Annotated in this window: 22 protein-coding genes, 2 tRNA genes, 1 other RNA gene and 1 pseudogene; 17 read left to right on the plus strand and 9 right to left on the minus strand. The window is 68.4% G+C overall.

What is annotated here, in order from left to right:
- The first annotated feature begins 65 nt into the window (after positions 1-65).
- The 11 genes from BN1701_RS32215 to BN1701_RS36205 all read left to right on the plus strand — a co-directional run bounded on the left by BN1701_RS32215 (position 66) and on the right by BN1701_RS36205 (position 11,918).
- Positions 66-139, plus strand: a tRNA-Met gene (locus BN1701_RS32215).
- Between the two features lie 625 nt (positions 140-764).
- Positions 765-838 (plus strand) — tRNA-Met (locus BN1701_RS32220).
- Between the two features lie 446 nt (positions 839-1,284).
- The gene (locus BN1701_RS32225; RefSeq protein ID WP_054055097.1) at positions 1,285-1,785 is read left to right on the plus strand and encodes a PadR family transcriptional regulator; all 501 of its coding nucleotides are present in this window, start codon (positions 1,285-1,287) and stop codon (positions 1,783-1,785) included.
- Between the two features lie 43 nt (positions 1,786-1,828).
- Complete coding sequence (gene prfB, locus BN1701_RS32230; protein WP_054055099.1) at positions 1,829-2,929, plus strand: peptide chain release factor 2; 1,101 nt, start codon at positions 1,829-1,831, stop codon at positions 2,927-2,929.
- Between the two features lie 90 nt (positions 2,930-3,019).
- Positions 3,020-3,709: a cell division ATP-binding protein FtsE gene (gene ftsE / locus BN1701_RS32235; RefSeq protein ID WP_054055101.1), complete on the plus strand. Its 690-nt coding sequence runs from the start codon at positions 3,020-3,022 to the stop codon at positions 3,707-3,709.
- A 42-nt stretch (positions 3,710-3,751) separates the two neighbouring features.
- On the plus strand, positions 3,752-4,654 hold the full coding sequence (gene ftsX, locus BN1701_RS32240) for a permease-like cell division protein FtsX (RefSeq protein ID WP_054055103.1): 903 nt from the start codon (positions 3,752-3,754) through the stop codon (positions 4,652-4,654).
- Positions 4,654-5,130 (plus strand): SsrA-binding protein SmpB, encoded by a 477-nt coding sequence (smpB, locus tag BN1701_RS32245; protein ID WP_054055105.1) that lies wholly within the window; start codon positions 4,654-4,656, stop codon positions 5,128-5,130. The genes ftsX and smpB overlap by 1 nt, the downstream gene beginning before the upstream one ends.
- Before the next feature lie 131 nt (positions 5,131-5,261).
- A complete protein-coding gene (locus tag BN1701_RS32250) occupies positions 5,262-6,143 on the plus strand; it encodes a methyltransferase domain-containing protein (RefSeq protein WP_054055107.1) in 882 nt (293 codons plus the stop codon).
- Between the two features lie 152 nt (positions 6,144-6,295).
- Positions 6,296-8,656, plus strand: coding sequence for an endopeptidase La (lon, locus tag BN1701_RS32255; RefSeq protein ID WP_054055109.1), 2,361 nt, complete (start codon positions 6,296-6,298; stop codon positions 8,654-8,656).
- 257 nt (positions 8,657-8,913) lie between these two features.
- Positions 8,914-11,655, plus strand: a complete 2,742-nt coding sequence (locus tag BN1701_RS37710) for a S8 family peptidase (protein WP_067520979.1) — start codon at positions 8,914-8,916, stop codon at positions 11,653-11,655.
- Between the two features lie 83 nt (positions 11,656-11,738).
- On the plus strand, positions 11,739-11,918 hold the full coding sequence (locus tag BN1701_RS36205) for a hypothetical protein (RefSeq protein WP_157368337.1): 180 nt from the start codon (positions 11,739-11,741) through the stop codon (positions 11,916-11,918).
- On the opposite strand, the gene BN1701_RS32265 is transcribed toward BN1701_RS36205, so the two are convergent.
- Genes BN1701_RS32265 through BN1701_RS32275 form a run of 3 tightly spaced genes read right to left on the minus strand, consistent with a single transcriptional unit; the run spans position 11,919 to position 14,346 of the window.
- Positions 11,919-12,563 (minus strand): response regulator transcription factor, encoded by a 645-nt coding sequence (locus BN1701_RS32265; protein ID WP_054055111.1) that lies wholly within the window; start codon positions 12,561-12,563, stop codon positions 11,919-11,921.
- Positions 12,551-13,678 (minus strand): sensor histidine kinase, encoded by a 1,128-nt coding sequence (locus BN1701_RS32270; RefSeq protein ID WP_054055114.1) that lies wholly within the window; start codon positions 13,676-13,678, stop codon positions 12,551-12,553. The genes BN1701_RS32265 and BN1701_RS32270 overlap by 13 nt, the downstream gene beginning before the upstream one ends.
- Positions 13,675-14,346, minus strand: a complete 672-nt coding sequence (locus tag BN1701_RS32275; protein WP_054055116.1) for a sensor domain-containing protein — start codon at positions 14,344-14,346, stop codon at positions 13,675-13,677. Before BN1701_RS32275 ends, BN1701_RS32270 begins: the two co-directional genes overlap by 4 nt.
- Positions 14,347-14,493: 147 nt before the next feature.
- On the opposite strand from BN1701_RS32275, the gene ssrA reads away from it, so the two are divergent.
- Positions 14,494-14,869, plus strand: a transfer-messenger RNA (tmRNA) gene (gene ssrA / locus BN1701_RS32280).
- Positions 14,870-15,003: 134 nt separating this feature from the next.
- Here ssrA and BN1701_RS32285 read toward each other — a convergent pair.
- From BN1701_RS32285 to BN1701_RS32295, 3 genes are all read right to left on the minus strand, one after another.
- Positions 15,004-15,501 (minus strand): GNAT family N-acetyltransferase, encoded by a 498-nt coding sequence (locus BN1701_RS32285; RefSeq protein WP_054055117.1) that lies wholly within the window; start codon positions 15,499-15,501, stop codon positions 15,004-15,006.
- Complete coding sequence (locus BN1701_RS32290) at positions 15,498-15,767, minus strand: DUF1778 domain-containing protein (RefSeq protein ID WP_054055119.1); 270 nt, start codon at positions 15,765-15,767, stop codon at positions 15,498-15,500. Before BN1701_RS32290 ends, BN1701_RS32285 begins: the two co-directional genes overlap by 4 nt.
- Before the next feature lie 362 nt (positions 15,768-16,129).
- Entirely contained in the window at positions 16,130-16,405 is a 276-nt protein-coding gene (locus BN1701_RS32295; protein WP_054055121.1) for a hypothetical protein, read from the minus strand.
- A 435-nt stretch (positions 16,406-16,840) separates the two neighbouring features.
- Between BN1701_RS32295 and BN1701_RS32300 the strand changes: the two genes are divergently transcribed.
- Entirely contained in the window at positions 16,841-17,665 is an 825-nt protein-coding gene (locus tag BN1701_RS32300) for a DUF72 domain-containing protein (protein WP_054055123.1), read from the plus strand.
- Between the two features lie 117 nt (positions 17,666-17,782).
- Here the strand turns inward: BN1701_RS32300 and BN1701_RS32305 are convergent, their stop codons facing one another.
- The gene (locus BN1701_RS32305; protein WP_054055125.1) at positions 17,783-18,964 is read right to left on the minus strand and encodes an erythromycin esterase family protein; all 1,182 of its coding nucleotides are present in this window, start codon (positions 18,962-18,964) and stop codon (positions 17,783-17,785) included.
- A 111-nt stretch (positions 18,965-19,075) separates the two neighbouring features.
- Between BN1701_RS32305 and BN1701_RS32310 the strand changes: the two genes are divergently transcribed.
- Positions 19,076-19,870, plus strand: a complete 795-nt coding sequence (locus tag BN1701_RS32310; RefSeq protein ID WP_082860474.1) for a MerR family transcriptional regulator — start codon at positions 19,076-19,078, stop codon at positions 19,868-19,870.
- On the opposite strand, the gene BN1701_RS34945 is transcribed toward BN1701_RS32310, so the two are convergent.
- Positions 19,807-20,097 carry a hypothetical protein gene (locus tag BN1701_RS34945; protein WP_197672162.1) on the minus strand — a complete coding sequence of 97 codons (291 nt, stop codon included), beginning with the start codon at positions 20,095-20,097 and terminating at the stop codon, positions 19,807-19,809. The genes BN1701_RS32310 and BN1701_RS34945 overlap by 64 nt on opposite strands.
- A 332-nt stretch (positions 20,098-20,429) precedes the next feature.
- Positions 20,430-21,443, minus strand: coding sequence for a lytic transglycosylase domain-containing protein (locus BN1701_RS32320; RefSeq protein ID WP_157368339.1), 1,014 nt, complete (start codon positions 21,441-21,443; stop codon positions 20,430-20,432).
- Between the two features lie 162 nt (positions 21,444-21,605).
- On the opposite strand from BN1701_RS32320, the gene BN1701_RS32325 reads away from it, so the two are divergent.
- The 3 genes and pseudogenes from BN1701_RS32325 to BN1701_RS38395 form a co-directional block, all read left to right on the plus strand.
- A complete protein-coding gene (locus BN1701_RS32325) occupies positions 21,606-21,947 on the plus strand; it encodes a helix-turn-helix transcriptional regulator (protein WP_054055131.1) in 342 nt (113 codons plus the stop codon).
- Positions 21,944-22,432, plus strand: coding sequence for an SRPBCC family protein (locus BN1701_RS32330; RefSeq protein WP_054055133.1), 489 nt, complete (start codon positions 21,944-21,946; stop codon positions 22,430-22,432). The genes BN1701_RS32325 and BN1701_RS32330 overlap by 4 nt, the downstream gene beginning before the upstream one ends.
- Before the next feature lie 77 nt (positions 22,433-22,509).
- Positions 22,510-22,608, plus strand: a pseudogene (locus BN1701_RS38395) (hypothetical protein); the annotation flags it as partial.
- Position 22,609 lies beyond the last annotated feature (1 nt).

The following is a 22,609-nucleotide window of genomic DNA, read 5'->3' on the forward strand; positions in this document are numbered from 1 at the left end:
CAGTCACCTAAGAGCCACCCGATTTGCACCTGCTCGTAGCCCCCGCGTAGAGTTCCAATTACCGACGCGGGGTGGAGCAGCTCGGTAGCTCGCTGGGCTCATAACCCAGAGGTCGCAGGTTCAAATCCTGTCCCCGCTACAGAGTCGAGAGGCCCTGCTCGCAAGCTTCGCTTGCTCGCAGGGCCTCTTTCGCGTTGCTTGTGGGGGGCGACCCCCCACACCCCCACGGTGCGTACTCTCGCGAACCAGCCGTGCCCGTTGTCCGTAGCTGGTGGTGGGCGGGGTGTGTAACCAATAGCCGAGTCGCCCACGGTGCGTACTCTCACGATCCAGCCGTGCCCGGCATCCGTAGTCGAGAACCTCGCCGCTTTCGCGCCGTCGTGCTTCGCGTTTCGTGGCTGGTCGCTGGCGGCTCGTGTCTGGTGCTGTCGGGGGTCGGCGCCAGTCCTGCAAGGAGACACGTGCGAGGTCCTTGTTCTTGTGGGGACCGAAGGTCCCTGCACTTCCCCCTGCACCCTCGTCCTGGCAATCCCTTGTCCGGAAACAGCGCTGTCAAGGGTCAGCTCGCTGATCGCGCAGCGACGCCGCAGGTGCCCTTGACAGCGCTGTTTCCGGACAAGACGCTGATTGACGAGGGAGCCGACCCAGCCGTCGAAGCCCGAACGACCCCACTCCCATCGAAGCAGCCTGAGGCCCCCGCAGACCCCAGAGGACCCCCAGTGAAACCCAGTCCCAGAGGGTGTGTAGAGTTCCAATTACAACGACGCGGGGTGGAGCAGCTCGGTAGCTCGCTGGGCTCATAACCCAGAGGTCGCAGGTTCAAATCCTGTCCCCGCTACAACGCAAGGGCCGGTCCCACGGGACCGGCCCTTCGCTTATCCTCCACAATGGACCGCGCAGCATGATCCCGGTAGCGCGCCCGCCCGCGATACCTACCTACGTAGGGAATTCGATAACGGAACGCGGCGAATTTCCCAGTATTGAGGACATCAAAACGTGATCTGTGGCACATTTGCGACGAGTTAGTCGCACAACCCCGATTACAGCTGTGTTCTGATGCTGCGCCGAATGGGTATTCGCGTTAACAACGTTGCCACTCATTTGGGTGAGCGGATCGAGTCAGTCCTGTTGAGACTGTCGCCGCTTGGGCCGGACGGGGCCGCTGACTTGGGCTGTTCGGTCGCGTCCGATGGTGGACAGCGATTTAGTTTAATGATCAGCCATTGTGGACTCACCCACCAGGCCACTGTGGACAGCGGGCCGTCGGCGTGGGACCGTGGTGGGGTGTCTGAATTGAATGCAACCGCCGCTGCCCTCTTGGGTCTGCTGCACGAAGGTCCGCAGACCGGTGGCCAGCTCGTGTCCGCCGCCCGCGAACGCTTCGGCTCGTTTTTCAGTGTCACGCGCAGCCAGGTCTATCGGGAGCTGCCAGCGCTCGCCGACGGCGGTCTTGTCCGCCTTGGCAAGCAAGGGCCGCGCTCGAGCCAGCAGTACGTGATCACCGCCGCGGGCAAGAAGGCGTTCAAGGGGTGGCTGGGTGGTGAGCCCGGTCCCGATCACCTGCGCAGTCCGCTGATCCTGCGCCTGGTGCACGCCAGCACGCTCACCGCCAAGCAACGGGTCGCGCTGATCGACTCGGCCAAGGTCGTCTACAACGGCGAGCACGAGTCGCTCAAGCTGGTCGTCAAGACGGCCGAGGACCCGTATGAGAAGGCGATCGCCGAGTTCGGCGTGGCGCGGGCCAAGGCTGTGCTGAAGCTGCTGGACTCGATCCCGAAGGCCTGACCGGCGCAGCGGCGGCGTTCGCGTCCGCGTAATCTCTTTCGACGTGAACCTGGACGTCGCCGCTGACCTGAAGGACCTCTCCGCCACGCTCACCAGCGTCGAGGCGGTGATGGACCTCGACGGCCTGCGCGCGCAGATCGCTGAGCTGGAAGAACAGGCCGCGCGACCGGACCTCTGGGACGACCCGGAGTCCGCCCAGAAGGTCACCAGCCAGCTCTCCCACCGGCAGTCCGAACTGCGCAAGGTGGAGGAGCTGCGCTCCCGCCTCGACGACCTGCCCGTCATGTACGAGCTGGCCGAAGAGGATGGCGGCGACGCCGACGCGACCGCGGAGGCCGACGCCGAGCGGGACCGCCTGCGCGGGGACATCTCGTCCCTTGAGGTCCGGACGCTGCTGTCCGGTGAGTACGACGAGCGTGACGCGCTCATCACCATCCGGTCCGAGGCAGGCGGCGTCGACGCCGCCGACTTCGCCGAGATGCTGATGCGCATGTACCTGCGCTGGGCCGAGCGCCACGGCTACCCGACCGACGTCTACGACACGTCCTACGCCGAAGAGGCGGGCATCAAGTCCACGACGTTCAAGGTCACCGCGCCCTACGCCTACGGCACGCTGTCGGTCGAGCAGGGCACGCACCGGCTGGTGCGCATCTCGCCGTTCGACAACCAGGGCCGCAGGCAGACCTCGTTCGCCGCGGTCGAGGTCGTGCCCCAGGTGGAGACGACCGACCACGTCGACATCGAGGAGAAGGACCTGCGCGTCGACGTGTACCGCGCGTCCGGTCCGGGTGGACAGGGCGTCAACACCACCGACTCGGCGGTCCGGCTGACCCACATCCCCACCGGCATCGTGGTGTCCTGCCAGAACGAGCGCTCGCAGCTGCAGAACAAGGCCTCGGCGATGGTCGTCCTGCAGGCCAAGCTGCTCGAACGCCGCAGGCAGGAGGACCAGGCCAAGATGGACGCCCTCAAGGACTCCTCCAGCGGGTCGTGGGGCAACCAGATGCGGTCCTATGTGCTGCACCCGTACCAGATGGTCAAGGACCTGCGCACGGAGTTCGAGGTCGGCAACCCGTCCGGGGTGCTCGACGGCGACATCGACGGCTTCCTGGAGGCCGGGATCCGCTGGCGCCGTACCCAGTAGTAACTGCTCGCGCACGCACGGTCACCTGGGAAAACATTAACGCGAGCCGAAACAACGGGTGCATAACAAGCGCGGGTAGACTCGCCCACCGTGATCCGCCTCGAACAGGTTTCCAAGGTCTACAAGACCTCCACGCGCCCCGCCCTGGAGAACGTGTCGGTCGAGATCGACAAGGGCGAGTTCGTCTTCCTCATCGGTCCCTCGGGGTCGGGGAAGTCGACGTTCCTGCGCCTGTTGCTGCGCGAGGAGGTGCCCAGCAAGGGCCGGGTCTACGTCGCCAACTTCGACGTCGCGCGGATGGCGCGGCGCCGGGTGCCGCGGCTGCGGCAGTCCATCGGCTGTGTCTTCCAGGACTTCCGGCTGCTGCAGAACAAGACCGTCGCGGAGAACGTCGCGTTCGCGCTGGAGGTCATCGGCAAGCCGCGGCACACCATCAAGAAGGTCGTGCCCGAGGTATTGGAGCTGGTCGGCCTGGAGGGCAAGGCCGAGCGCATGCCCTCGGAGCTGTCCGGCGGTGAGCAGCAGCGGGTCGCGATCGCGCGGGCGTTCGTCAACCGGCCGTTGATGCTGCTGGCCGACGAGCCGACCGGAAACCTGGACCCGGACACGAGCCAGGACATCATGCTTCTGCTGGAGCGCATCAACCGCACCGGCACCACGGTCCTCATGGCCACGCACGACCACTCCATCGTGGACTCGATGCGCCGCCGCGTCGTCGAACTCGACCTCGGCCGCGTCCTGCGCGACGACGCCCGCGGCGTCTACGGCGTCGGCCGCTGATCCCGAGCCACCTGCCCCCAACGACGAGGAACACCACCCCCGATGCGTGCCAGCTTCGTGTTCAGCGAGGTCCTCACCGGTCTTCGCCGGAATATCACGATGACCATCGCCATGATCATCACGACCGCCATCTCGCTGTTCCTGCTCGGCGGCGGCCTGCTGATCGTGCGGATGATCGATAACACCCAGGAGCTCTACCAGGACAAGGTCGAGGTCAGCGTCTACCTGACCAACGACGTGTCCGCGACCGACAAGGCCTGCGCGGCCGACCCGTGCAAGGGCCTGCGGACGGCACTGGAGAACGACCCCGCGGTCGAGTCGGTGCAGTTCGAGAACCGCGAGGAGGCCTTCGAGCGCTTCAAGCGCATCTTCGAGGCGCAGCCGGAGCTGGTGAAGCTGGCCCGGCCGGAGGCCCTGCCCGCGTCGTTCCGGGTCAAGCTCAAGGACCCCGACCGCCCCGAGGTGATCACCCAGGCCTACGGCGGCCGCGCGGGCATCGACACCATCGCCGACCAGAACGAGTTCCTCGAACGCTTCTTCAGCGCGCTCAACGGCGTGCGGACCGGTGTGTTCTTCGTGGCGGGCATCATGGCGGTCGCGGCCCTGCTGCTGATCTCCAACACCGTGCAGCTGTCGGCCTTCACCCGCAAGACCGAGGTCGGCATCATGCGCCTGGTCGGCGCGACCCGGTGGTACACCCAGCTCCCGTTCCTCCTGGAGGCGGTGGTCACCGGCCTGGTCGGCGCCGTCGTCGCGATCGGACTGCTGATCGTCGGCAAGGTCTCCTTCGCCGACGACGTCCTGCGCGACCCGATCGAGGCCGGGGTCGTCAGCTCGATCGGCGCGGCCGACATCGCGTTCGTGTCCCCGATCCTGATGCTGATCGCCATCGTGATCTCGGCCATCACCGGCTACGTCACCCTGCGCCTGTACGTGCGGACGTAATGGCGAAGGAACGCGGCCACAAGGTGATCGTGTCCAACCGCAAGGCACGGCACGACTACGCGATCGTGGACACCTACGAGGCGGGCATGGTCCTGCTCGGCACCGAGGTCAAGAGCCTCCGTGAGGGCCGCGCGTCGCTGGTGGACGCGTTCGCCACGGTCGACGACGGTGAGGTCTGGCTGCGCAACCTGCACATTCCCGAGTACACGCAGGGAACGTGGACGAACCACGAACCCCGCAGGACCCGGAAACTGCTGCTGCACAAGGGCGAGATCCTGCGGCTCATCGGCAAGATCAAGGAGAGCGGCCTGAGCCTGGTGCCGCTGTCGATGTACTTCAAGGACGGCAAGGTCAAGGTCGAACTGGCGCTGGCGAAGGGCAAGAAGTCCTACGACAAGCGCCAGGATCTCGCCAAACGGGACGCGAACCGGGAGATGACCAAGGAGCTGGGGCGCGCGCTGAAGGGCCGCCACTAGCCGCCGCGTCAGGCCTCCGACCTGCGAGAGTCCGCACTTGGACACCAAAGTGCGGACCGGTTCGCGCACCCTGCCGAGCATTAGCCTGAGGCGCGAATAGAGGGATTCGCGCTGGAAGGGGTTGCAGGGCAATGACAGCAACAGTGAACGAGGAAACTGTCGGCGAGTTCACCGCGCCGACCCCCGAGGAAGTCGGCGTCGGCTACGACGAGTACTTGGGGCTCCACAAGCTGATCGCCGCGGAGTTCAGCCTGCACATCGGGGCGTGGTCGCCGATCGGTGAGCGCAAGCCCGCCCGCACGCTGCTCGACCTGTCCAACCGGACGCAGGACAAGCAGACCGAGCACCACATCAAGACCCTGGCGATGAACGCGGGCGAGCACCTGCTGGACATCGGCTGCGGCGCGGGCCTGCCCGCGATCGAGTTCGTCAAGGCGAGCGGCGTGCGGGCCACCGGCATCAACGTCAGCCGCGGCCAGCTCGCCGAGGCCGTCAAGACCGCCGAGGCCGAGGGCGTCACCGACCGCGTCGACTTCCAGTACGGCGACGCGATGGCCCTTGAGTTCCCGGACGAGACGTTCGACTCCGCGCTCTCGATCGAGGTGTTCGCCCACCTGTCCGACCGGCAGAAGGCGTTCCACGAGGCGGCCCGGGTGCTCAAGCCCGGTGGCTACTTCCTGGTGAGCGACTTCACCCTGCGCGGCGAGCCCACCGAGGAGCAGCTGACCGCGTACCTGCAGACCTGGCACTGCATGCCCCCGATCACGCCCGCGAAGATCATGGAGATGGCCGCCACGGCGGGCTTCGAGCTGATCCAGGTCGAGAACATGACCCAGAACACCGCCTTCACCGGCGAGCTGATGGGCCTGCTCTACGGCGACCGGCGTGCCGAGATCGTCGACCTCTACGGTGCCGAGGCCGTCGCCGAGATGGACTACGTGATCCCGCTGGTGCGCTCGTTCTTCCGCGAGCACCTGGGCTCATACCTCTTCCTGCTGCGCAAGCCCGCCTAACGACCTGGCGAGTCATCGGAGCCGTACGACCGCACGGTCGGACGGCTCCGATGCCGTTTCAGGGGTTTGCTCAGGGCGAACGCGTCGCGGAAACAAAGGCACGCTCAAAGAGGTTGAGCTAGTCAGACTCAACTTTGGGAGTGTGATCGGAAATGTCCGAGGCCCTGACGCTGCCGGTGCTGCCACTGGACGACACGGTCCTGCTGCCCGGCATGGTCGTCCCCATCCACCTGACCGGCTCCGACAACGCCGCCGAGGCGCGGGCCGCCATCGAGGCCGCACAGGCCGGTACCGAGCCCGCTCGGGTCGTTCTCGTCCCTCGCCTCGACGGCAAGTATGCCTCGGTCGGCACCCTGGCCGTCGTGGAGCAGGTCGGCAGGCTGCCCGGCGGGGACCTCGCCGCTGTGGTCCGGGGCACCGGCCGCGTCCGCATCGGGGCGGGCACAACCGGGCCCGGCGCGGCGCTCTGGGTGCACGTCGAGACCGCCGACGAGACCGTCACCGATGAAGCGCGGGAACTCGCCCGTGAGTACAAGGGCCTGGTCACCACCATCCTGCAGCAGCGCGGCGCGTGGCAGGTCGTGGACACGGTCAACCAGATCGACGACCCCTCCATCCTGGCCGACATGGCGGGATACGCCCCCTACCTGACCGACGAGCGCAAGGTCTGGCTGCTGGAGACCACCGACGTGGCCGCCCGGCTCGCGAAGCTCTTGGCGTGGGGCAAAGAACACCTGGCCGAACTCGACGTCGCCGAGACGATTCGCAAGGACGTCAAGGAGGGGATGGAGAAGCAGCAACGGGAGTTCCTGCTTCGGCAGCAGTTGTCCGCCATCCGCAAGGAACTGGCCGAACTCGACGGCAAGCCCGCGTCCGAGGAGCAGGACTACCGGGCCAGGGTGGAGCAGGCCGACCTGCCGGAGAAGGTGCGCGCCGCCGCCCTGTCCGAAGTGGACAAGTTGGAGCGGACGTCCGAGCAGTCCCCTGAGGTGGGCTGGATCCGGACGTGGCTCGACACCGTCCTGGAACTGCCGTGGAACAGCCGGACCGAGGACGCCTACGACATCCCCGGGGCGCGGGCGATCCTCGACGCCGACCACGCCGGGCTCGACGACGTGAAGGACCGGATCATCGAGTACCTTGCCGTGCGCAAGCGGCGCGACGAGCGTGGGCTCGGCATCGTCGGCGGGCGGCGCAGTGGGGCCGTGCTCGCGCTGGCGGGGCCGCCCGGGGTGGGCAAGACCTCGCTCGGCGAGTCCGTGGCGCGGGCCATGGGGCGCGAGTTCGTGCGGGTCGCGCTCGGTGGTGTCCGGGACGAGGCGGAGATCCGCGGGCACCGCCGGACCTACGTCGGCGCGCTGCCGGGACGGATCGTTCGGGCGATCACTGAGGCCGGGTCGATGAACCCGGTCGTGCTGCTCGACGAGATCGACAAGGTCGGGTCGGACTACCGGGGCGACCCGACGGCCGCGCTGCTGGAGGTGCTCGACCCGGCGCAGAACCACACGTTCCGTGACCACTACCTGGAGGTCGAGCTCGATCTGTCCGATGTGGTCTTCCTGGCGACGGCGAACGTCATCGAGTCCATCCCGGCGCCGCTGCTCGACCGGATGGAGCTGGTCCGGCTCGACGGGTACACCGAGGACGAGAAGGTCGTCATCGCCGCCGACCACCTGTTGCCACGGCAGTTGGAGCGGGCGGGGCTGACCGCCGAGGAAGTGGCGGTCGACGAGTCGGCGCTGCGGTCGCTGGCGGGGGAGTACACCCGTGAGGCGGGCGTGCGGCAGCTCGAGCGATCGATCGCGCGCATCCTGCGCAAGGTCACCGCCAAGCTGGCGCTGGGCGAGTCCGTGCTTCCCCTCAGCGTCGGCGCCGCGGACCTGCGCGGCTACCTGGGCAGCCCGAAGCACACGCCGGAGTCGGCCGAGCGCACAGCGGTGCCCGGGGTGTCGACCGGCCTCGCGGTGACCGGGGCGGGCGGTGACGTGCTGTTCGTGGAGGCGTCGCTGGCCGACAAGGACACCGGGTCGGCCGGGGTCACACTTACCGGGCAGTTGGGTGACGTGATGAAGGAGTCGGCGCAGATCGCGCTGTCCTACCTGCGGTCCCACGGCCCCGAACTGGGTCTGCCGGTCGCCGAACTGGCCGAGCGCGGGGTGCACGTGCACGTGCCCGCGGGCGCGGTGCCCAAGGACGGGCCGAGCGCGGGTGTCACCATGACCACGGCCCTGGCCTCGCTGCTGTCGGGCAGGCCGGTGCGGGCGGACGTGGCGATGACCGGCGAGGTGTCGCTGACCGGGCGGGTGCTGCCGATCGGTGGAGTCAAGCAGAAACTGCTGGCCGCCCACCGAGCCGGAATCACTACCGTCGTGCTGCCCAAGCGCAATGAACCCGATCTCGACGACGTGCCGGAATCGGTGCGCGAGGCCCTCACCGTGCATTTGGTCGGCGATGTCAGGGAAGCGCTGGACCTGGCATTGGAGCCGGTCGCCGCACAAACGCTTGTCGCGTGAACTACCTGCAGCTATGGGTAGAGGCTATGCTTATACTTAATATGGCAATGCCATGGGAAGGTAGCGTGTGGTCGTGGTTCCGCCGGTCTATTGAAATCGCCTGAACGGTCGTTTCTCACCGGTAGCTGTAGCGGTATTCGACGTATCCGTGACTATTCTTCGAAACACGTTCGCGCGAACGTCGAATACCCCTGCATCTCTGCCGGTCGCCCACCTGCGTGGCCGGCGGAGACCCCTGCACTGAGGGAGAACCTTCGATGGCACAACTACGCGCGAGCCGGGCGGCACTGCTCGGCTTGTTCGCAGCGACAGCGGTGGCGGTGGGCGTCACAGCCATACCCGCCACCGCTGCGGAGGGCATCGTGCTCGGCGCTGACCGCGCCGACGCGGTGACCGACAGCTACATCGTGGTGGTCAAGGACAGCGCGGCGCCGAGATCGGCCTCCGCGCGCACCGCCTCGACCCTGACCGCCAAGTACGGCGGCACCGTGACCACCGCGTGGCAGAACTCGGTCAACGGGTTCGCCGCCCGGATGAGCCCGGCCCAGGCACGCAAGCTCGCCGCCGACCCCGCGGTCGCCTACGTCGAGCAGGACGCCCAGGTCAAGATGACCGAGGACCAGCTCAACCCGCCCTCGTGGGGCCTGGACCGAGTCGACCAGCGCAACCTGCCGCTGGACAACAAGTACAGCTTCGGCACGCGCGCGTCGAACGTGACCGCGTACGTCATCGACACCGGGGTCCGCGTCTCGCACACCACGTTCGAGGGCCGCGCGACCTGGGGCACCAACACGGTCGACACCAACAACACCGACTGCAACGGCCACGGCACGCACGTCGCGGGCACGGTCGGCGGCAAGGAATACGGCATCGCCAAGGGCGTCAAGATCGTCGGCGTCAAGGTGCTGAACTGCCAGGGTTCCGGCACCACGTCGGGCGTGATCAGCGGCATCGACTGGGTCAGCGCGAACGCGGTCAAGCCCGCTGTCGCCAACATGAGCCTCGGCGGCGGCGCGTCCACCACGCTCGACACCGCGGTCCGCAATTCGATCGCCAAGGGCATCACGTACTCACTGGCGTCGGCCAACGACAACAAGGACGGCTGCAACTACTCGCCCGCCCGGGTCGCCGAGGGCATCACGGTCAACGCGTCGGACAACAAGGACGCCAGGGCAACCTTCTCCAACTGGGGAACCTGCACCGACATCTTCGCCCCCGGCGTGGGGATCATGTCGGCCTGGATGACCGACGACACCTCGACGAAGTCGATCAGCGGCACCTCGATGGCCGCCCCGCACGTCGCGGGCGCGGCGGCGGTCTGGCTGGCCAACAAGCCCGGCGACACCCCGGCGCAGGTCCAGGCTGGCCTGATCGCCGCGGCGACGCCCAGCAAGGTCACCAACCCCGGCACGGGCTCGCCCAACCGGCTGCTCTACATCGACCCGGGCACCCAGACGACCCCGGTCGAGCTGCCCAGCCCCGGTGACCAGACCGGCACGGTCGGCGTGGGGACGAGCGTCAAGCTCTCCGCGACCGGCGGCACCGGCCCGTACACCTGGACCGCGTCCGGGCTGCCCGCGGGCATCACGCTCGGGTCGAGCACGGCCAACGCCGTTGTCGCGGAAGGCACTCCGACCACCGCGGGCGCGGCGTCGGTCTCGGTGACGGTCAAGGACAGCGCGGGCACCTCGGCGACGGCCACCTTCAAGTGGACGATCGAGGGTGCGGGCGGCGACCTGACCCTGCCGAACCCCGGTGACCAGACCGGCACCGTGGGCACCGACACCGGTCTGAAGCTCGTGGTCTCCGGTGGCACCGCGCCGTACACGTGGTCGGCGACCGGGCTGCCCGCGGGCATCGCTCTGGAGCCTGGCACCACCGATGTGGCTCTGATCGGGGGCGTCCCGACGGCAGGCGGTTCCCACTCGGTCACCGTGACCGTCCAGGACAGCGCGGGCGCGACCGGATCCACCACGTTCACCTGGACCATCGAGGGCGGCGGTGGCGGTGACCTGACCCTGCCCAACCCCGGTGACCAGACCGGCGACGTCGGCATCGAGACCGGTGTGAAGCTCGTGGTCTCCGGTGGCACCGCGCCGTACACGTGGTCGGCGACCGGGCTGCCCGCGGGTGTCTCGGCGCAGCCAAGCGACTCCGACGTCGTGGTGATCTCCGGCACGCCGACCGCGGCGGGGGCCAACGAGGTCACCGTGACGGTCAAGGACAGCAAGGGCGCCACCGGTTCGGTGAAGTTCACCTGGACGATTGAGGGCGGCGGCGGCGGTGACCCGACCATCACCAACCCGGGTGACCAGACCGGCAAGGTCGGCGTCGACGTCGCACTCCAGCTCGAGGTGAGCGGCGGAAGCGCGCCGTACACCTGGTCGGCGGGCGCCCTGCCCACCGGCCTGTCGATCAGCAACGACGGCCTGATCTCCGGAAAGCCGTCGGCGGCGGGAACGTTCCAGACCAGCGTCACCGTGACCGACTCGGCGGGCAAGGCGGCCAAGATCGGCTTCGCCTGGACGATCACCGGCGGCACCTGCACGCCGGGGCAGAAGCTGACCAACCCGGGCTTCGAGTCCGGCGCGACCGGCTGGTCGTCCTCGGTGAACGTCATCGGCCAGCACGCGAGCGCGGGCAAGCCCTCGCACGGCGGGACCTACAGCGCCTGGCTGGGTGGCTGGGGTCGGGTCAGCAACGAGTACGTGAGCCAGACCGTCGCGGTTCCGACCGGCTGCGCGAACTACAAGCTCTCGTTCTGGCTGCGCATCGACACCGCCGAGTACGAGAATGTCGCCTACGACAAGCTGACCGTCACCGCGGGCGGCACGACGCTGGGCACCTTCTCCAACATCGACAAGGGCGGATACCGCCAGGTCACCTATGACCTGGCGCAGTTCGCGGGCAAGTCGGTGTCGCTTCGGTTCGCCAGCAACGAGGACAGCAACCTGCAGACCTCGTTCGTGGTCGACGACGTGACGCTCGACGTCAGCTGAGTGCTTGGGGCGGCGGGTCTTCGGCCCGCCGCCCGAGTGCGTTGACCACGAACGTTCGCCAGGTCGAGACCCGGTGAAGGTTCGTGGTCAGCGCACTCGGGCATGTCCTGCGGATCATGGCGGGCGCTATCCGCGCCCGCTTGGCCCCTGACCGCACCGCGGGAACGGCCACGGACAACCAGTACGCGACCGTCCCCGCAGCACGCCCAGGAACCAAGCGGATCACGGATCCCACCCACCATGATCCACAGGACACGCCCTAGTCAGGCCCGTTCGAGGAAGGTCAGCACCGCGCGGACGCGGCGGTGTTCCTCGCTGCTGGGTTCCAGGCCCAGCTTGGAGAAGATGTTGCCGACGTGCTTCTCCACCGCGCCGTCGGAGACGGTCAGCGACTTGGCGATGGCCACATTGGACAGTCCCTGGGCCATCAGGCCGAGCACCTCGCGCTCGCGCGGCGTCAGCAGGTCGATGGGGTTGCGTCGCCCTCGTGCCATGAGCTGAGCGATCACCTCCTGGTCGATGCACGTGCCGCCCCCGGCGACCCGGCGCACCGCGTCGACGAACTCCGCGACGTCGGCCACCCGCTCCTTGAGCAGGTAGCCGACCCCGCCCGCGCCGCCCGCCAGCAGCTCCACCGCGTAGCGCTCCTCGACGTACTGCGAGAGCACCAGCACCGGCAGTCCCGGCAGCTCGGCCCGCGCCCGCAACGCCGCGCGCAGGCCCTCGTCGGTGAAGCTCGGCGGCATCCGCACATCGACGATCGCCAGGTCCGGGCGGTGCTCGGTGACGGCGGTGAGGAGGCTGTCGCCGTCCTCGACCGCCGCCACGGTCTCGATCCCCTCATCGGCGAGCAGGCGGGTCACACCCACCCGCAAAAGCACGGAGTCCTCGGCGATCACCACACGCACGGCAGATCGGCCCTGATCACTGTCGGCCCGCCGAGCGGGCTCACCACGGTCATCACACCGTCAATCGTGGCAGCGCGGTCGGCCAGGCCGGACAGCCCACCCCCGGGGCGCACGTCTGCCCCACCGATGCCGTTGTCGGTGATCTCCACGACGACCTCGTCGCCCATCGACCGCGTTTCCCGCCAGACCCGCACCGAGGCGTATTCGGCCTGCGCGTGTTTCGCGATGTTGGTCAGGCACTCGCCGACGATGAAATACGCCGTGCTCTCCACCGCCGCGGGCGGCCGGGGCTCGACCGTGACGGTCACCTCGACCGGCACTGGGCACTTCGCGGCGAGGGAAGACAGCGCCGCGTCGAGCCCGCGATCGCCCAGGACGGCCGGGTAGATGCCGCGGGCCAGGTCACGCAGCTCGGCCACAGCCAGCTTCGCGTCGGCGTGCGCCTCGTCGATCAGCGTCCGCGCCAGCTCGGGGTCGGCGTCGAGCTTGCCCTTGGCCCGGCCCAGCCCCATCGCCACCGCGACCAGCCGCTGCTGCGCGCCGTCGTGCAGGTCGCGCTCGATCCGCCGCCGCTCGGCCTCCGCCGCGTCGACCCCACGGGCCCGGGACGCTTGGAGGCGCTCGGCCTTGGCGGTCAAGTCGGCGGTGCGGTCCGGCCCGAGCATCGCGATGGCGAGCTGCGAGTGCAGCCAGGCGTAGCGGGGGGCCACCCACAGGGCCAGCGGGACCAGCGGGATGCTGGCCACGCCCAGGGCGAAGCCGATGATCGACAGCGGGAACTCCAGCATCAGGTACGTGAAGTCGCGCCAGGTCCGCCGGTCGGTGAGCAGGGTCTTCCACTGCCGCAGCACGGGCTCGTCGGGGTTGGAGAGCACCGGCCTGGGCGGCAGGTCGGCCCCGGTCAGCGTCCGCGCCCAGAAGCGATGGGCGTTGCCGAACACCCTGGTCAACGCGGCCGCGGCGACGAGCAGCGCCACGCCGACCCAGATCACCACGGTGCCGACGCCGACGCACATGAAGGTGACGGTGGTGATGAAGGTGACCAGGCTCAGCGGGAACGCGCCCAGCAGGTAGGCCACCGCCGCCGCCGGATGCGGATACTGCCGATCGCTCACATCACACCCCCTGCCACCAGTGTCCCAGTCCGCACCCCGTCCACCGACCGCGGCGATGGGCCGAGCAGCGCCCGGGCGAACCGAGCGTGCGCCGCGCCCATACCCCTGGTCAACACCAGCGTCCCGGCCAGCAGTGCCAGCCCGAGCAGCGAGAACGGCAGCGCCTCGAAAGTGGAGTCCACGACGATCCACGGTTGGTTCCAGTCCCACATCCGGTACTCGCCCTCGGGCAGGAACCGGAAATAGACCGGCAGCGCGAAAAGCCCGAGTGATGTCGACCAGGCCGCCACCATGATCGAGAACTCGGCGATCCCGATCGGCAGGAGCAGCACGAAATAAGTCAGCGACTTCCACGTCGCCGGGTCCTTCACCCTGGCCTGCCAGCGCTTGGTCTCGGGCAGCGGCTCATGCGGCACCGCGATATAGGTGTCGAGCAGCGCATAGACCCTGGCCCGCTCGACCTGCCCGCCAACGCGGCAAAGGATCACCGCGAGCGCCAGCAGCGGCAGCCCCACCCACACGATCGCCGTCCCGACCCCCACGCTGAACAGCACCGCGAAAGTGACGAACGCGCCGATCCCCACCGCAAGGTTCATCACCAGATACACCAGCGAACCGACCACCGGCGGCCGCGGCCGGGTCCCGTCGACGTGGATCGTGGTTGTCATGTCTTCCCCCTCCTGAGCTGATGGAACCAGCCTGCTCGTAGGGGCGTTGTGGAGCCATGGGGACCACCACCGGGTGCGGGGTAGGGCTAGCCCCACCAAACTCACTCGACGGACGGGCTAAGCTAGGTGGGTAACAACCCACAACCAGGGGGTGAACGGTTTCGACTCTGGACGTTGATTCAGGGGAAGCGTGCCGGTGCAGGCGAGATGGCCACCGTAAGCGTCGCTCGCAAACCAATAAGCGCCGAAACTAACGTTCGCGCTGACTTCGCACTCGCTGCCTAAGTAGCGGGTCGGGTCTGTCGGTTCAGGGATGCCTCCGCCCTGGGTCCCGGCATCAGCTAGGAGGACTACCGCCGGTCTCGGTCACGGGGGCCGGTTGGGAAGCAAACAGTGACTGGGCCCGTCACACCGGCTTGTTCGCGTGACCGGTTGGGGCCAAGTAGAGACAAGGCGAACTGCGCACGGAGAAGCCCTGATGAGGCGACAGAGGACCCGGGTTCGATTCCCGGCACCTCCACAACCTCGGCCGACGTGGTCTGCGGAAAGCGCAGGCCACGTCGGCCGTCGTTATCTCCTGGGGGTGCCCCCAGGCCCACGGTGCCGCACGTCTCGACCCAGCGTGGTCCACGGTCCGAGGGAGAACCTCGGTGTTCTCTAACCGAGCGCGTCTCGCACTGTTGCGACTTTGATCACCAGCCTGCGCGGATTGTCCTTCACGGGCTGGAAGTCGTACTTCTGGTAGAACTTCGCGGCCGTGTCATCGATCGCATCAACCACGATCAGACGGCCAGACGCAACTTCGGCCGCCTCGATCAGCCTGCTCAGAGCATCGTGGAGCAGGTCGCCGCCTAGGCCCTGACCATGCAGGGTCTGATCTAGGGCGAGCTTGGCCAGCAAGTAACCAGGTATGACGGTGAGGCCAGACGCAAGACTGCTGGACACCTCGTCTCGCCTAACCGTGTGGGGGGTGATCGCGTAGTAGGCCACCACGCGATCACTTTCGATATCAGTCCACACATAGGTTCGAGCTGTCCCACTCTTAAAAGCGTTCAAGGCGTGGCCCGTCAGCCACTCGTTCAGCACGGGTACGCCGCAGTCGAACTCGTGGAGATCGTGCTGTTCGTCCAGTGATGCAGATGTCCACGCGGTCACTTGCGCATGTACCTCCGGTCACGCTGACCGAGCCGTGTCAAGGCGGGCGAAGAGTCGGCGGTGTCGAGTGCCGCCAGCAGCATGTCAAACTGCTCGGCTGGCATGACAGTGACGTCGGCGCGCGCCAAGATGTTGTCGGCTGCCGTGGCGGCCGCTTGTACGATGAACGTGCTAACGGACTCGCGGGTCAGCTTGGCGGCTCGCTCGATGCGGGCCTTGACCTCCGGGTCCAGCCTGAAGTCTAGGCGTGCTTCCTTGGTTGACATGTCACTACCTCCCCCGTCTCTCGTTGATGCGGTGTCTGCTTTCACTGTACGGTGTTTGTACGGATCTGAACAGCGTTGACCATGGATCCGCAGGTCAGCTGGCTGTGGAGCTGCGTTCACGCCTAGCGCGGTGGGTGACTGGGTGGACGATGATCTCAGCGCCGGTCGCCCGAACCTGGCGGTTCGTATGGATTGACGTTAGGTCCACTAGGTCTCTGACCTGCGGGTTCATGATCGGAATGTGAATCCGTTCGAACCGCGACAAGCCCCGACCGCACCCCAGCGGCCGGGGCTTGTCGCCATCGCCACCGCGCACGGCCCGATCAGCGGCCGATGCGGACGTCGGCGGTGGTGGCCCTGGGTTAGCCCTTGCGGACCACCCGATAGATCGTCTCGGACTTCGGCGCGGGACGCGGCACGTTGTTCCAGCCGATTTCCTCGGCTCGTTGCGCGATTGCGGCCTTCACCACCGCCGGATCCGACTCATCCTCGAAGAAGGCTATTGACAGACCGTTGCCAGTGGCCGGGTCAAGCAGGTGATAGGCGTCGAGGACCCCGGGAACGGTCTTCGCCGCGTCAATCACCCACTGCCGGTCGTCATCGGGCATCGGCTCCCATACCGCGATACGTGCGATCACGAGCAACCACCTCCGCAGTGTGAGTCGCACCACCGGAGACCGGTGTTAGCTCTGGTGCGGGAGCATGGTCGACCAGCAGCGACTCGTCCGCTCACCGGCAGGAGCGGATGTTTGCGGCAAGGGGCAGTGGCAGGACGTTCGGATGGATGGACATTAGGTCCACGGTGGACGGCCTGTGTCCGCGGAAAGCGCAGACCGGGCCGTTCCGGCCTTGTAGGGGGGAGACCCCCAGACCGCCACGGTGCGTACCCTCACGAATCAGCCGTGCCCGGTGTCCGTAGCGGGTGGTGCGTGATCTTCCGACCCAGCGTGGTCCGGAAGTTGTGGGTCCGGTTGTGATGTTGGCTGCCGCTGTCCCGATGGGTCGGCGGCGGGCTGTGTTCACTCGCGATCAATGGAGCTGGTGGGATGGCGTCTCTTCATGTCGGTTGCGCGATGTGGACTCATAAGGCTTGGCCGGGGCGGTTCGTGCCGCGCTCACTGGCGGCGGGGGAGCGTCTGCGGGCCTACGCCGGTTGGTGCAACGCGGTCGAGGGGAACACCACCTTCTACGCGACCCCCGCGCGGGACACCGTCGCGACGTGGGCGCGGCAGACCGGTCCCGGTTTCCGGTTCCTGGTGAAGCTGCCCAAGGTCGTCACGCACGAGCGCCGGTTGGCCGGTGTCGAGGCCGACATGCGGGCGTTCCTGGACGCGGTCGAGCCCCTCGGCGAACGGGCGGTGCTGTGGACCCAGCTGCCAGGCTCGTTCGGCCCTTCGGACGTCGACGCCCTCGGGCGCTTCCTGCGCAGGCTTCCCGTCGACCGCGAGCGCGCCGTGGAAGTGCGTCACCCTGAATTCTTCACCGACCCCGGCTCGATGTCGCTGCTGGAGCGGGCACTCGCCGACGCGGACGCCGAGTGGGTGCCGTTCGACACCACAGTCTTCTTCCAGAGCCCCCCGACCAGCGAGGCCGCACAGGAAGCGTGGGCTAGAAAACCACGGCTGCCGCGGCGGACGCGGGCGCTGACCGACCGGCCGATCATCCGCTACCTGGGCCGGGACTCGGTCGAGGAAACGGTCGAGGGGTGGCGGCCGTGGACCGCGGTGGTCGCCGACTGGCTGCGCGAGGGCCGATCGCCGACGGTGTTCCTGCACACCCCCGACAACGACGACGCGCCCGCCCTCGCCCGCCGGTTCCACGACGACGTGCGAACACTCGTCCCAGACCTCGATGTACTGCCCGAACCCGAGCCCATCGAGCCCGCGACCCTGTTCTGAGCGATACCGACACCAGACATCGTGACCGCTGGACCCGCCCGGCACCATCGGACCGTACGCCGCCCGCGAACACCACGGGTCTGCTCTGACGGTGAGTTCATCGCCGGGTCCTGATCGCTACCAGTACTGATGCCTCTGTCCGTCAGTGTCGGCGATGAAGATGACCGCGTCGGCGCCGTCCAGCTCTGACGGGTTCAGCGGAAGGTGGCCGGGCACGATCGGTTCGCCCGCACCGATCGTCGGGGCGAGCGCGGCGCGCAGTGGGCGAGTTGGGAACAGGGAGCGGCGGGTGGTCGCCTCGGCCAACGCGCCCTGGAGGGTGTCTGGGGCGCTGTGGGGGTTGGCGTCGGCTGCCAGGAACACATAGCGCTCGCCGAGGGTGAGCGCGACGAGTGCGCCCGCGCTTCCCCATGTCGTGCCTGCCGTGCGGTGCAGGTGCGCGTTGTGGGCGAACACCAGGCTTGGGCCTCGTCGCTGTTCCTGGGCGACGATCGCGAGCAGGTTCTCGGCCATCATCTCGGCACGCACGCTGAGCAGGGTCGCGATGCGGTCGGGTGCGGGGCCCGCCATGGCCGCGTGATAGCGCAGCAGGCCCTGGGCGGTGCGCGCGTGCGCGACGGCGTGGGCGTAGCCGGTCGGGTCGGCGGGGCGAAGGCCGGGCGCCGCGCGCCGCAGGGTGCTTGCGAGGTCGTCGGCGGCCACGCGCAGGGCGCGGGCGCGGTCGGAGGCGCCGATGGACGCCGCCGGGTCGCGCATGGCCGCCGGGTTCGTCCAGTCGGCTTCGTCGCCGAGCAGCGCGTCGAGGTCGCGGAGCGACTCGGGCCGCAGCGCCGCGGGCAGGTAGTCGCCTGCCCAGGACAGTGCGCGTCGCGGGCTGGGTGCACCGGAGTACTCCACTGGCGCGTCGAAGCCGTGGAAGCGGACCTGGTCGCGCGGCGCGCGGGCGGCGTTGTGGGCGCGGAGCCATTCGACCAGCTCGCGGTTGCCTGGCACGGCGCCGAATCCGTGGCTGAACCCGGTCGCGAGGACCGTGTCGATCTCCATGGCCGCCCCGGTCACGTAGTCGTCGACAACGGAAGCGGCGAAGAGATCGGTCTCCAGCGCGATCGATCGGTACCCGCGCTCGATGAGATGGCTGAGGAGTTCGTTACGCAGCAACGGGAACGCCGCGATCCCGTGCGTCGGCTCGCCCAGGGCCAGCAGGGTGGGCGGGTCGGGCCGTTCGGCCAGCAGTTCGTCGATGGCGCGGCCCAAGTTCGTCGGGTCGTCGAGCGGGCGGCCGATGGCACGCAGTGACATGGGAACCTCTTCCAGATTGACCTGCCTTCGACACTATCGTTGAAGATTCCATTGAGACTTCTGCGGCTTCTACCTGAGTACGACAGAGTAAAGTCTCAATCGGAGGTGAAGGTGCGACCGATCGATCTCGCCCGGGAACACGGATTGTCGGCACAGGCGGTCCGCAACTACGACGACGCGGGAGTCCTCCCGGCGACTGAGCGCAGCGACACCGGCTACCGGCGCTACACGCCGCTGCACGCGCAGGCTCTGCGCACGTTCCTCGCGTTGCGGGGCGGCCACGGGCACCAGCAAGCGGTCGAGATCATGCGCGCGATCAACCGGGGCGACGTCGACTCCGCCTACCGGCTCATCGACGCCGCGCACGCCGCGCTGCTCGCCGAACGCGACACCCGCGCCGAGTCCGCGTCGGCCCTCGGCAGCCTGTCCACGACCCCCGCCCCGGTCGACGGTCCACCGTTGACCGTCGGCGATCTCGCGCGCAGGCTCGGCGTGCACCCGGCGACGCTGCGCACCTGGGAGACCCAGGGCATCCTGCGGCCCGAACGTGACCGGGCAACGGGTTATCGCGAATACGGACCGGACTCCGTGCGCGACGCCGAGATCGCACGGCAGCTGCGCCGGGGCGGCTACCAGCTGTCCCAGGTCGCGCGATTCATCGAGTCGCTGCGCGCGGCGGGCGGGGCGGAGGCACTGAGCGCTTTTCTCGACTCGTGGCAGGACCGGCTGACCAGCCGCAGTCGCAACCTCCTCGCCGGCGCGGCGCGGCTCGACACCTACCTCGCCATGCTCGACAACGTCCCGCACCGCCGCGACTCGGAGCACGCGCCTGCCGCGGGCGGTCAGGGAACCGCGGTCAGGTACATCCCGGTCGTGCCCGCGCCCGGCGTGTTGCGGCAGGTGTAGTCGCCGGATGCCTTGGCGTACATCAAGGTCAGGCAGCGGCCGAGCGCGCGCTGGCCGAAGTGGTTGGGGTGCATGGACTCCTGGACAGCACCCTGGGTCGACTGGCTGTCGATCCACCGCGCCCACTCGCTGGTGGCCGCCGACGCGGGCTGGGTCGCGGTGACCTGCTTGCTCGACTTCGCGCAGACCTCGCGGCCCTGCAGTACGTCGCGGACGCTCGCGGCCACCCCGGTCGCCTTCAAACTCCCCACATGAGACGCGCTTTATGGACGACGGGGAAGCCACACACTCCAGTCGTACCAACCGGTTCCGGGCAACGGTGCGGGAGCGGGTGCGGGTGCGGGCGCGGGCGCGGGCGCGGGCGCGGGAGCGGGAGAGGGGGGCGAAGGGGCAGGCGAGGGTGAAGGTGTGGGGGTCGGCTTCGGCGGAGCAGGAGCAGGAGCAGGAGCAGGAGCAGGGGCCGGAGCGGGCGCGGGCGCTGGCACCGGAGCGGGCTGCTGCGGGAGCGGCGGTTCGTATCCAGAGTTATCCACAGGCACCTCCAAACCAAGATCATCTGTCACCGGGGCCGGATAGACTGGCCAAGGGCCGTCCCCCGGGGATGGGTGGGGGCTGCGTGCTCTGAGTTCGGGGCCACGGCGTTCGGGGTGTGGGCGACCGGCGCGGGCAGGGCGAGCACCTCGGACCCCGGCGAGTCCGGCACGACCTTCGCCGGGTCCACCGGGATCGCGGTGACGCCCGTGGCGTAGGTGGCGGCCCAGGTGAGGACATCGGAGACGTACTTCTGCGAGTGGTTGTAGCGGAAGACCGCGCTAGCGGCGTCCTGCGGATTCCGTAGGTCTCCGCCGCCCGCGCACAGGTAGCGGGCCGCCGACGCGGTGGCGTCGTAGATGTTGTGGGGGTCCGCGGTGCCGTCGTCGGTTGCGTCGGCGCCGTAGCGGGTCCAGGTGGCGGGGATGAACTGCATCGGGCCGACGGCGCGGTCCCAGGTGGTGTCCCCGTCGTACCTGCCGTTGTCAGTGTCCTTAATGGACGCGAAACCGTCGCCGTTCAGTGCGGGCCCAATGATTCTCGACACCGTGGTGCCGTCTTCGCGCAGCGCGCCGTCGCGGGCGTGGCCGGATTCGATACGTCCGATGCCCGCCAGCAGCGACCAGGTCACGTGGCAGTCCGGCTGCGTGCCCGCGAGCAGCGTCTCGGCGCGGATGTAGGCCCGTAGCACCATTTCCGGGATGCCCGCGCCGCCCGCCGGCAGGGCCGCGATCGGGTCGACCGGTGTGACCGGCGCCGTGAGCGGAGGACCGGGGAGCGCGCCGTTGACGGCGATCTCGTTGTCGGCGGGGAACGGTCCGGTGGGCGTCAGCGCGCCGGATGGGCCGACGCCGGGGTTGCCGGTGCCGTCGCTGGTGACCATGGCGAGCAGGATGGCCAGCGGCGTGGCCGCGGTCGCGATGCCGGAGATCCGGTGCGGACGCCGCCGTTTCGGCGGCACGGGCTTGCGGTGCCTGGCCATGATCACCTCGCTGTGCGTGCTGGGCAGCACGACAGTGCCTGATCGCGGAAAGAAAATCATCAGGCCCTTGTGCGGGAGGCCAAAATCCGCTGATCCAGAGCCGAACCGCCGCGGTTCCTGTTGCCGCGTGACAAACCCAGGCTTCTTCAACCAGATGGTTGACAACGCTCGGGGCCGGGCGTAGCGTCTTTATCAACCAAGTGGTTGAAGAAGGAGTGAGAAGTGGACGACGACCGGCTCTCCCGGGTGTTCGCGGCCCTCGCGGACCCGACGCGCCGGGACATCGTGGCCCGTCTCTCGCTCGGCGACGCGACCGTCGGCCAGCTCGCCGAGCCGTATGCGGTGTCGGTGCAGGCGGTGTCCAAGCACATCAAGGTGCTGGAGGACGCCGGGCTGGTCAGCCGCAGCCGCGACGCGCAGCGCAGGCCGTGCCACCTCGAAGCCGAGGTGTTCGACCTGATGACCTCTTGGGTGGACCGCTACCGCCGCCAGGCGCAGGAGCGCTACGAGCGCCTCGACGCCCTGCTGGCGGCCATGGAGAACGACGAAGGAGCAGCATCATGAGCGCGACCACGAAGAACGAGACCCGCATCGAAGCCGACCCGAACCTGCCGACGATCACCATCACCCGCGAGTTCGACGCCCCGCGCGACCCGGTCTACCGAGCCTTCACCGACCCCGAGCTGGTCACCCAGTGGCTCGGCCCGAAGAGCATCGAGGTGCGGATCGAGGAGTGGGACGCCCGCACCGGCGGCAGCTACCGCTACACCGCGTGGCGCGACGGCGAGGAGGTCGCCGCCTTCTACGGGTCGTTCCACGAGGCCCGGGAGAACGAGCGGATCGTGCAGACCTTCACCTACGTCGGCTTCCCCGACGGTGTCAGCCTGGAGACCATCACCTTCACCGACCTCGGCGACGGCCGCACCCGCGTCACGTCCCTGGCGGTCGTGGACACCATGGAGGCCCGCGAGGCCATGCTGGCCAGCGGCATGGACGTGGGCGTCAACGAGGGCTACGAGAAGCTCGACGCGCTGCTGGCCAAGAGCTGAGCTGGGAAAAGGGCACCCTGAACTGCTCCCCGGAAGTTGGACTGGTAATCCAGTTCCGTCTTCCGGGGAGCGGTTTGGTGTATCCAGGTAGTTCGTTGTCGGAGCGGCAGCGGGAGGCTGCTGTCGCGTTGTTCGAGGCCGGGTATGGCAGAGGCGCGGTCGCGACCCGGCTGGGTG

Origin of the sequence: Alloactinosynnema sp. L-07 (genome assembly GCF_900070365.1) — a bacterium.
Taxonomy (GTDB): domain Bacteria; phylum Actinomycetota; class Actinomycetes; order Mycobacteriales; family Pseudonocardiaceae; genus Actinokineospora.

Bases quoted from the DNA above. Each gene is read 5' to 3' on its own strand.
- ftsX (WP_054055103.1), top strand. From the start codon at position 3,752: ATGCGTGCCAGCTTCGTGTTCAGCGAGGTCCTCACCGGTCTTCGCCGG.
- smpB (WP_054055105.1), top strand. From the start codon at position 4,654: ATGGCGAAGGAACGCGGCCACAAGGTGATCGTGTCCAACCGCAAGGCA.
- BN1701_RS32250 (WP_054055107.1), top strand. From the start codon at position 5,262: ATGACAGCAACAGTGAACGAGGAAACTGTCGGCGAGTTCACCGCGCCG.
- lon (WP_054055109.1), top strand. From the start codon at position 6,296: ATGTCCGAGGCCCTGACGCTGCCGGTGCTGCCACTGGACGACACGGTC.
- BN1701_RS37710 (WP_067520979.1), top strand. From the start codon at position 8,914: ATGGCACAACTACGCGCGAGCCGGGCGGCACTGCTCGGCTTGTTCGCA.
- BN1701_RS32275 (WP_054055116.1), bottom strand. From the start codon at position 14,346: ATGACAACCACGATCCACGTCGACGGGACCCGGCCGCGGCCGCCGGTG.
- BN1701_RS32290 (WP_054055119.1), bottom strand. From the start codon at position 15,767: ATGTCAACCAAGGAAGCACGCCTAGACTTCAGGCTGGACCCGGAGGTC.
- BN1701_RS32300 (WP_054055123.1), top strand. From the start codon at position 16,841: ATGTGGACTCATAAGGCTTGGCCGGGGCGGTTCGTGCCGCGCTCACTG.
- BN1701_RS32305 (WP_054055125.1), bottom strand. From the start codon at position 18,964: ATGTCACTGCGTGCCATCGGCCGCCCGCTCGACGACCCGACGAACTTG.
- BN1701_RS32320 (WP_157368339.1), bottom strand. From the start codon at position 21,443: ATGATTTTCTTTCCGCGATCAGGCACTGTCGTGCTGCCCAGCACGCAC.
- BN1701_RS32330 (WP_054055133.1), top strand. From the start codon at position 21,944: ATGAGCGCGACCACGAAGAACGAGACCCGCATCGAAGCCGACCCGAAC.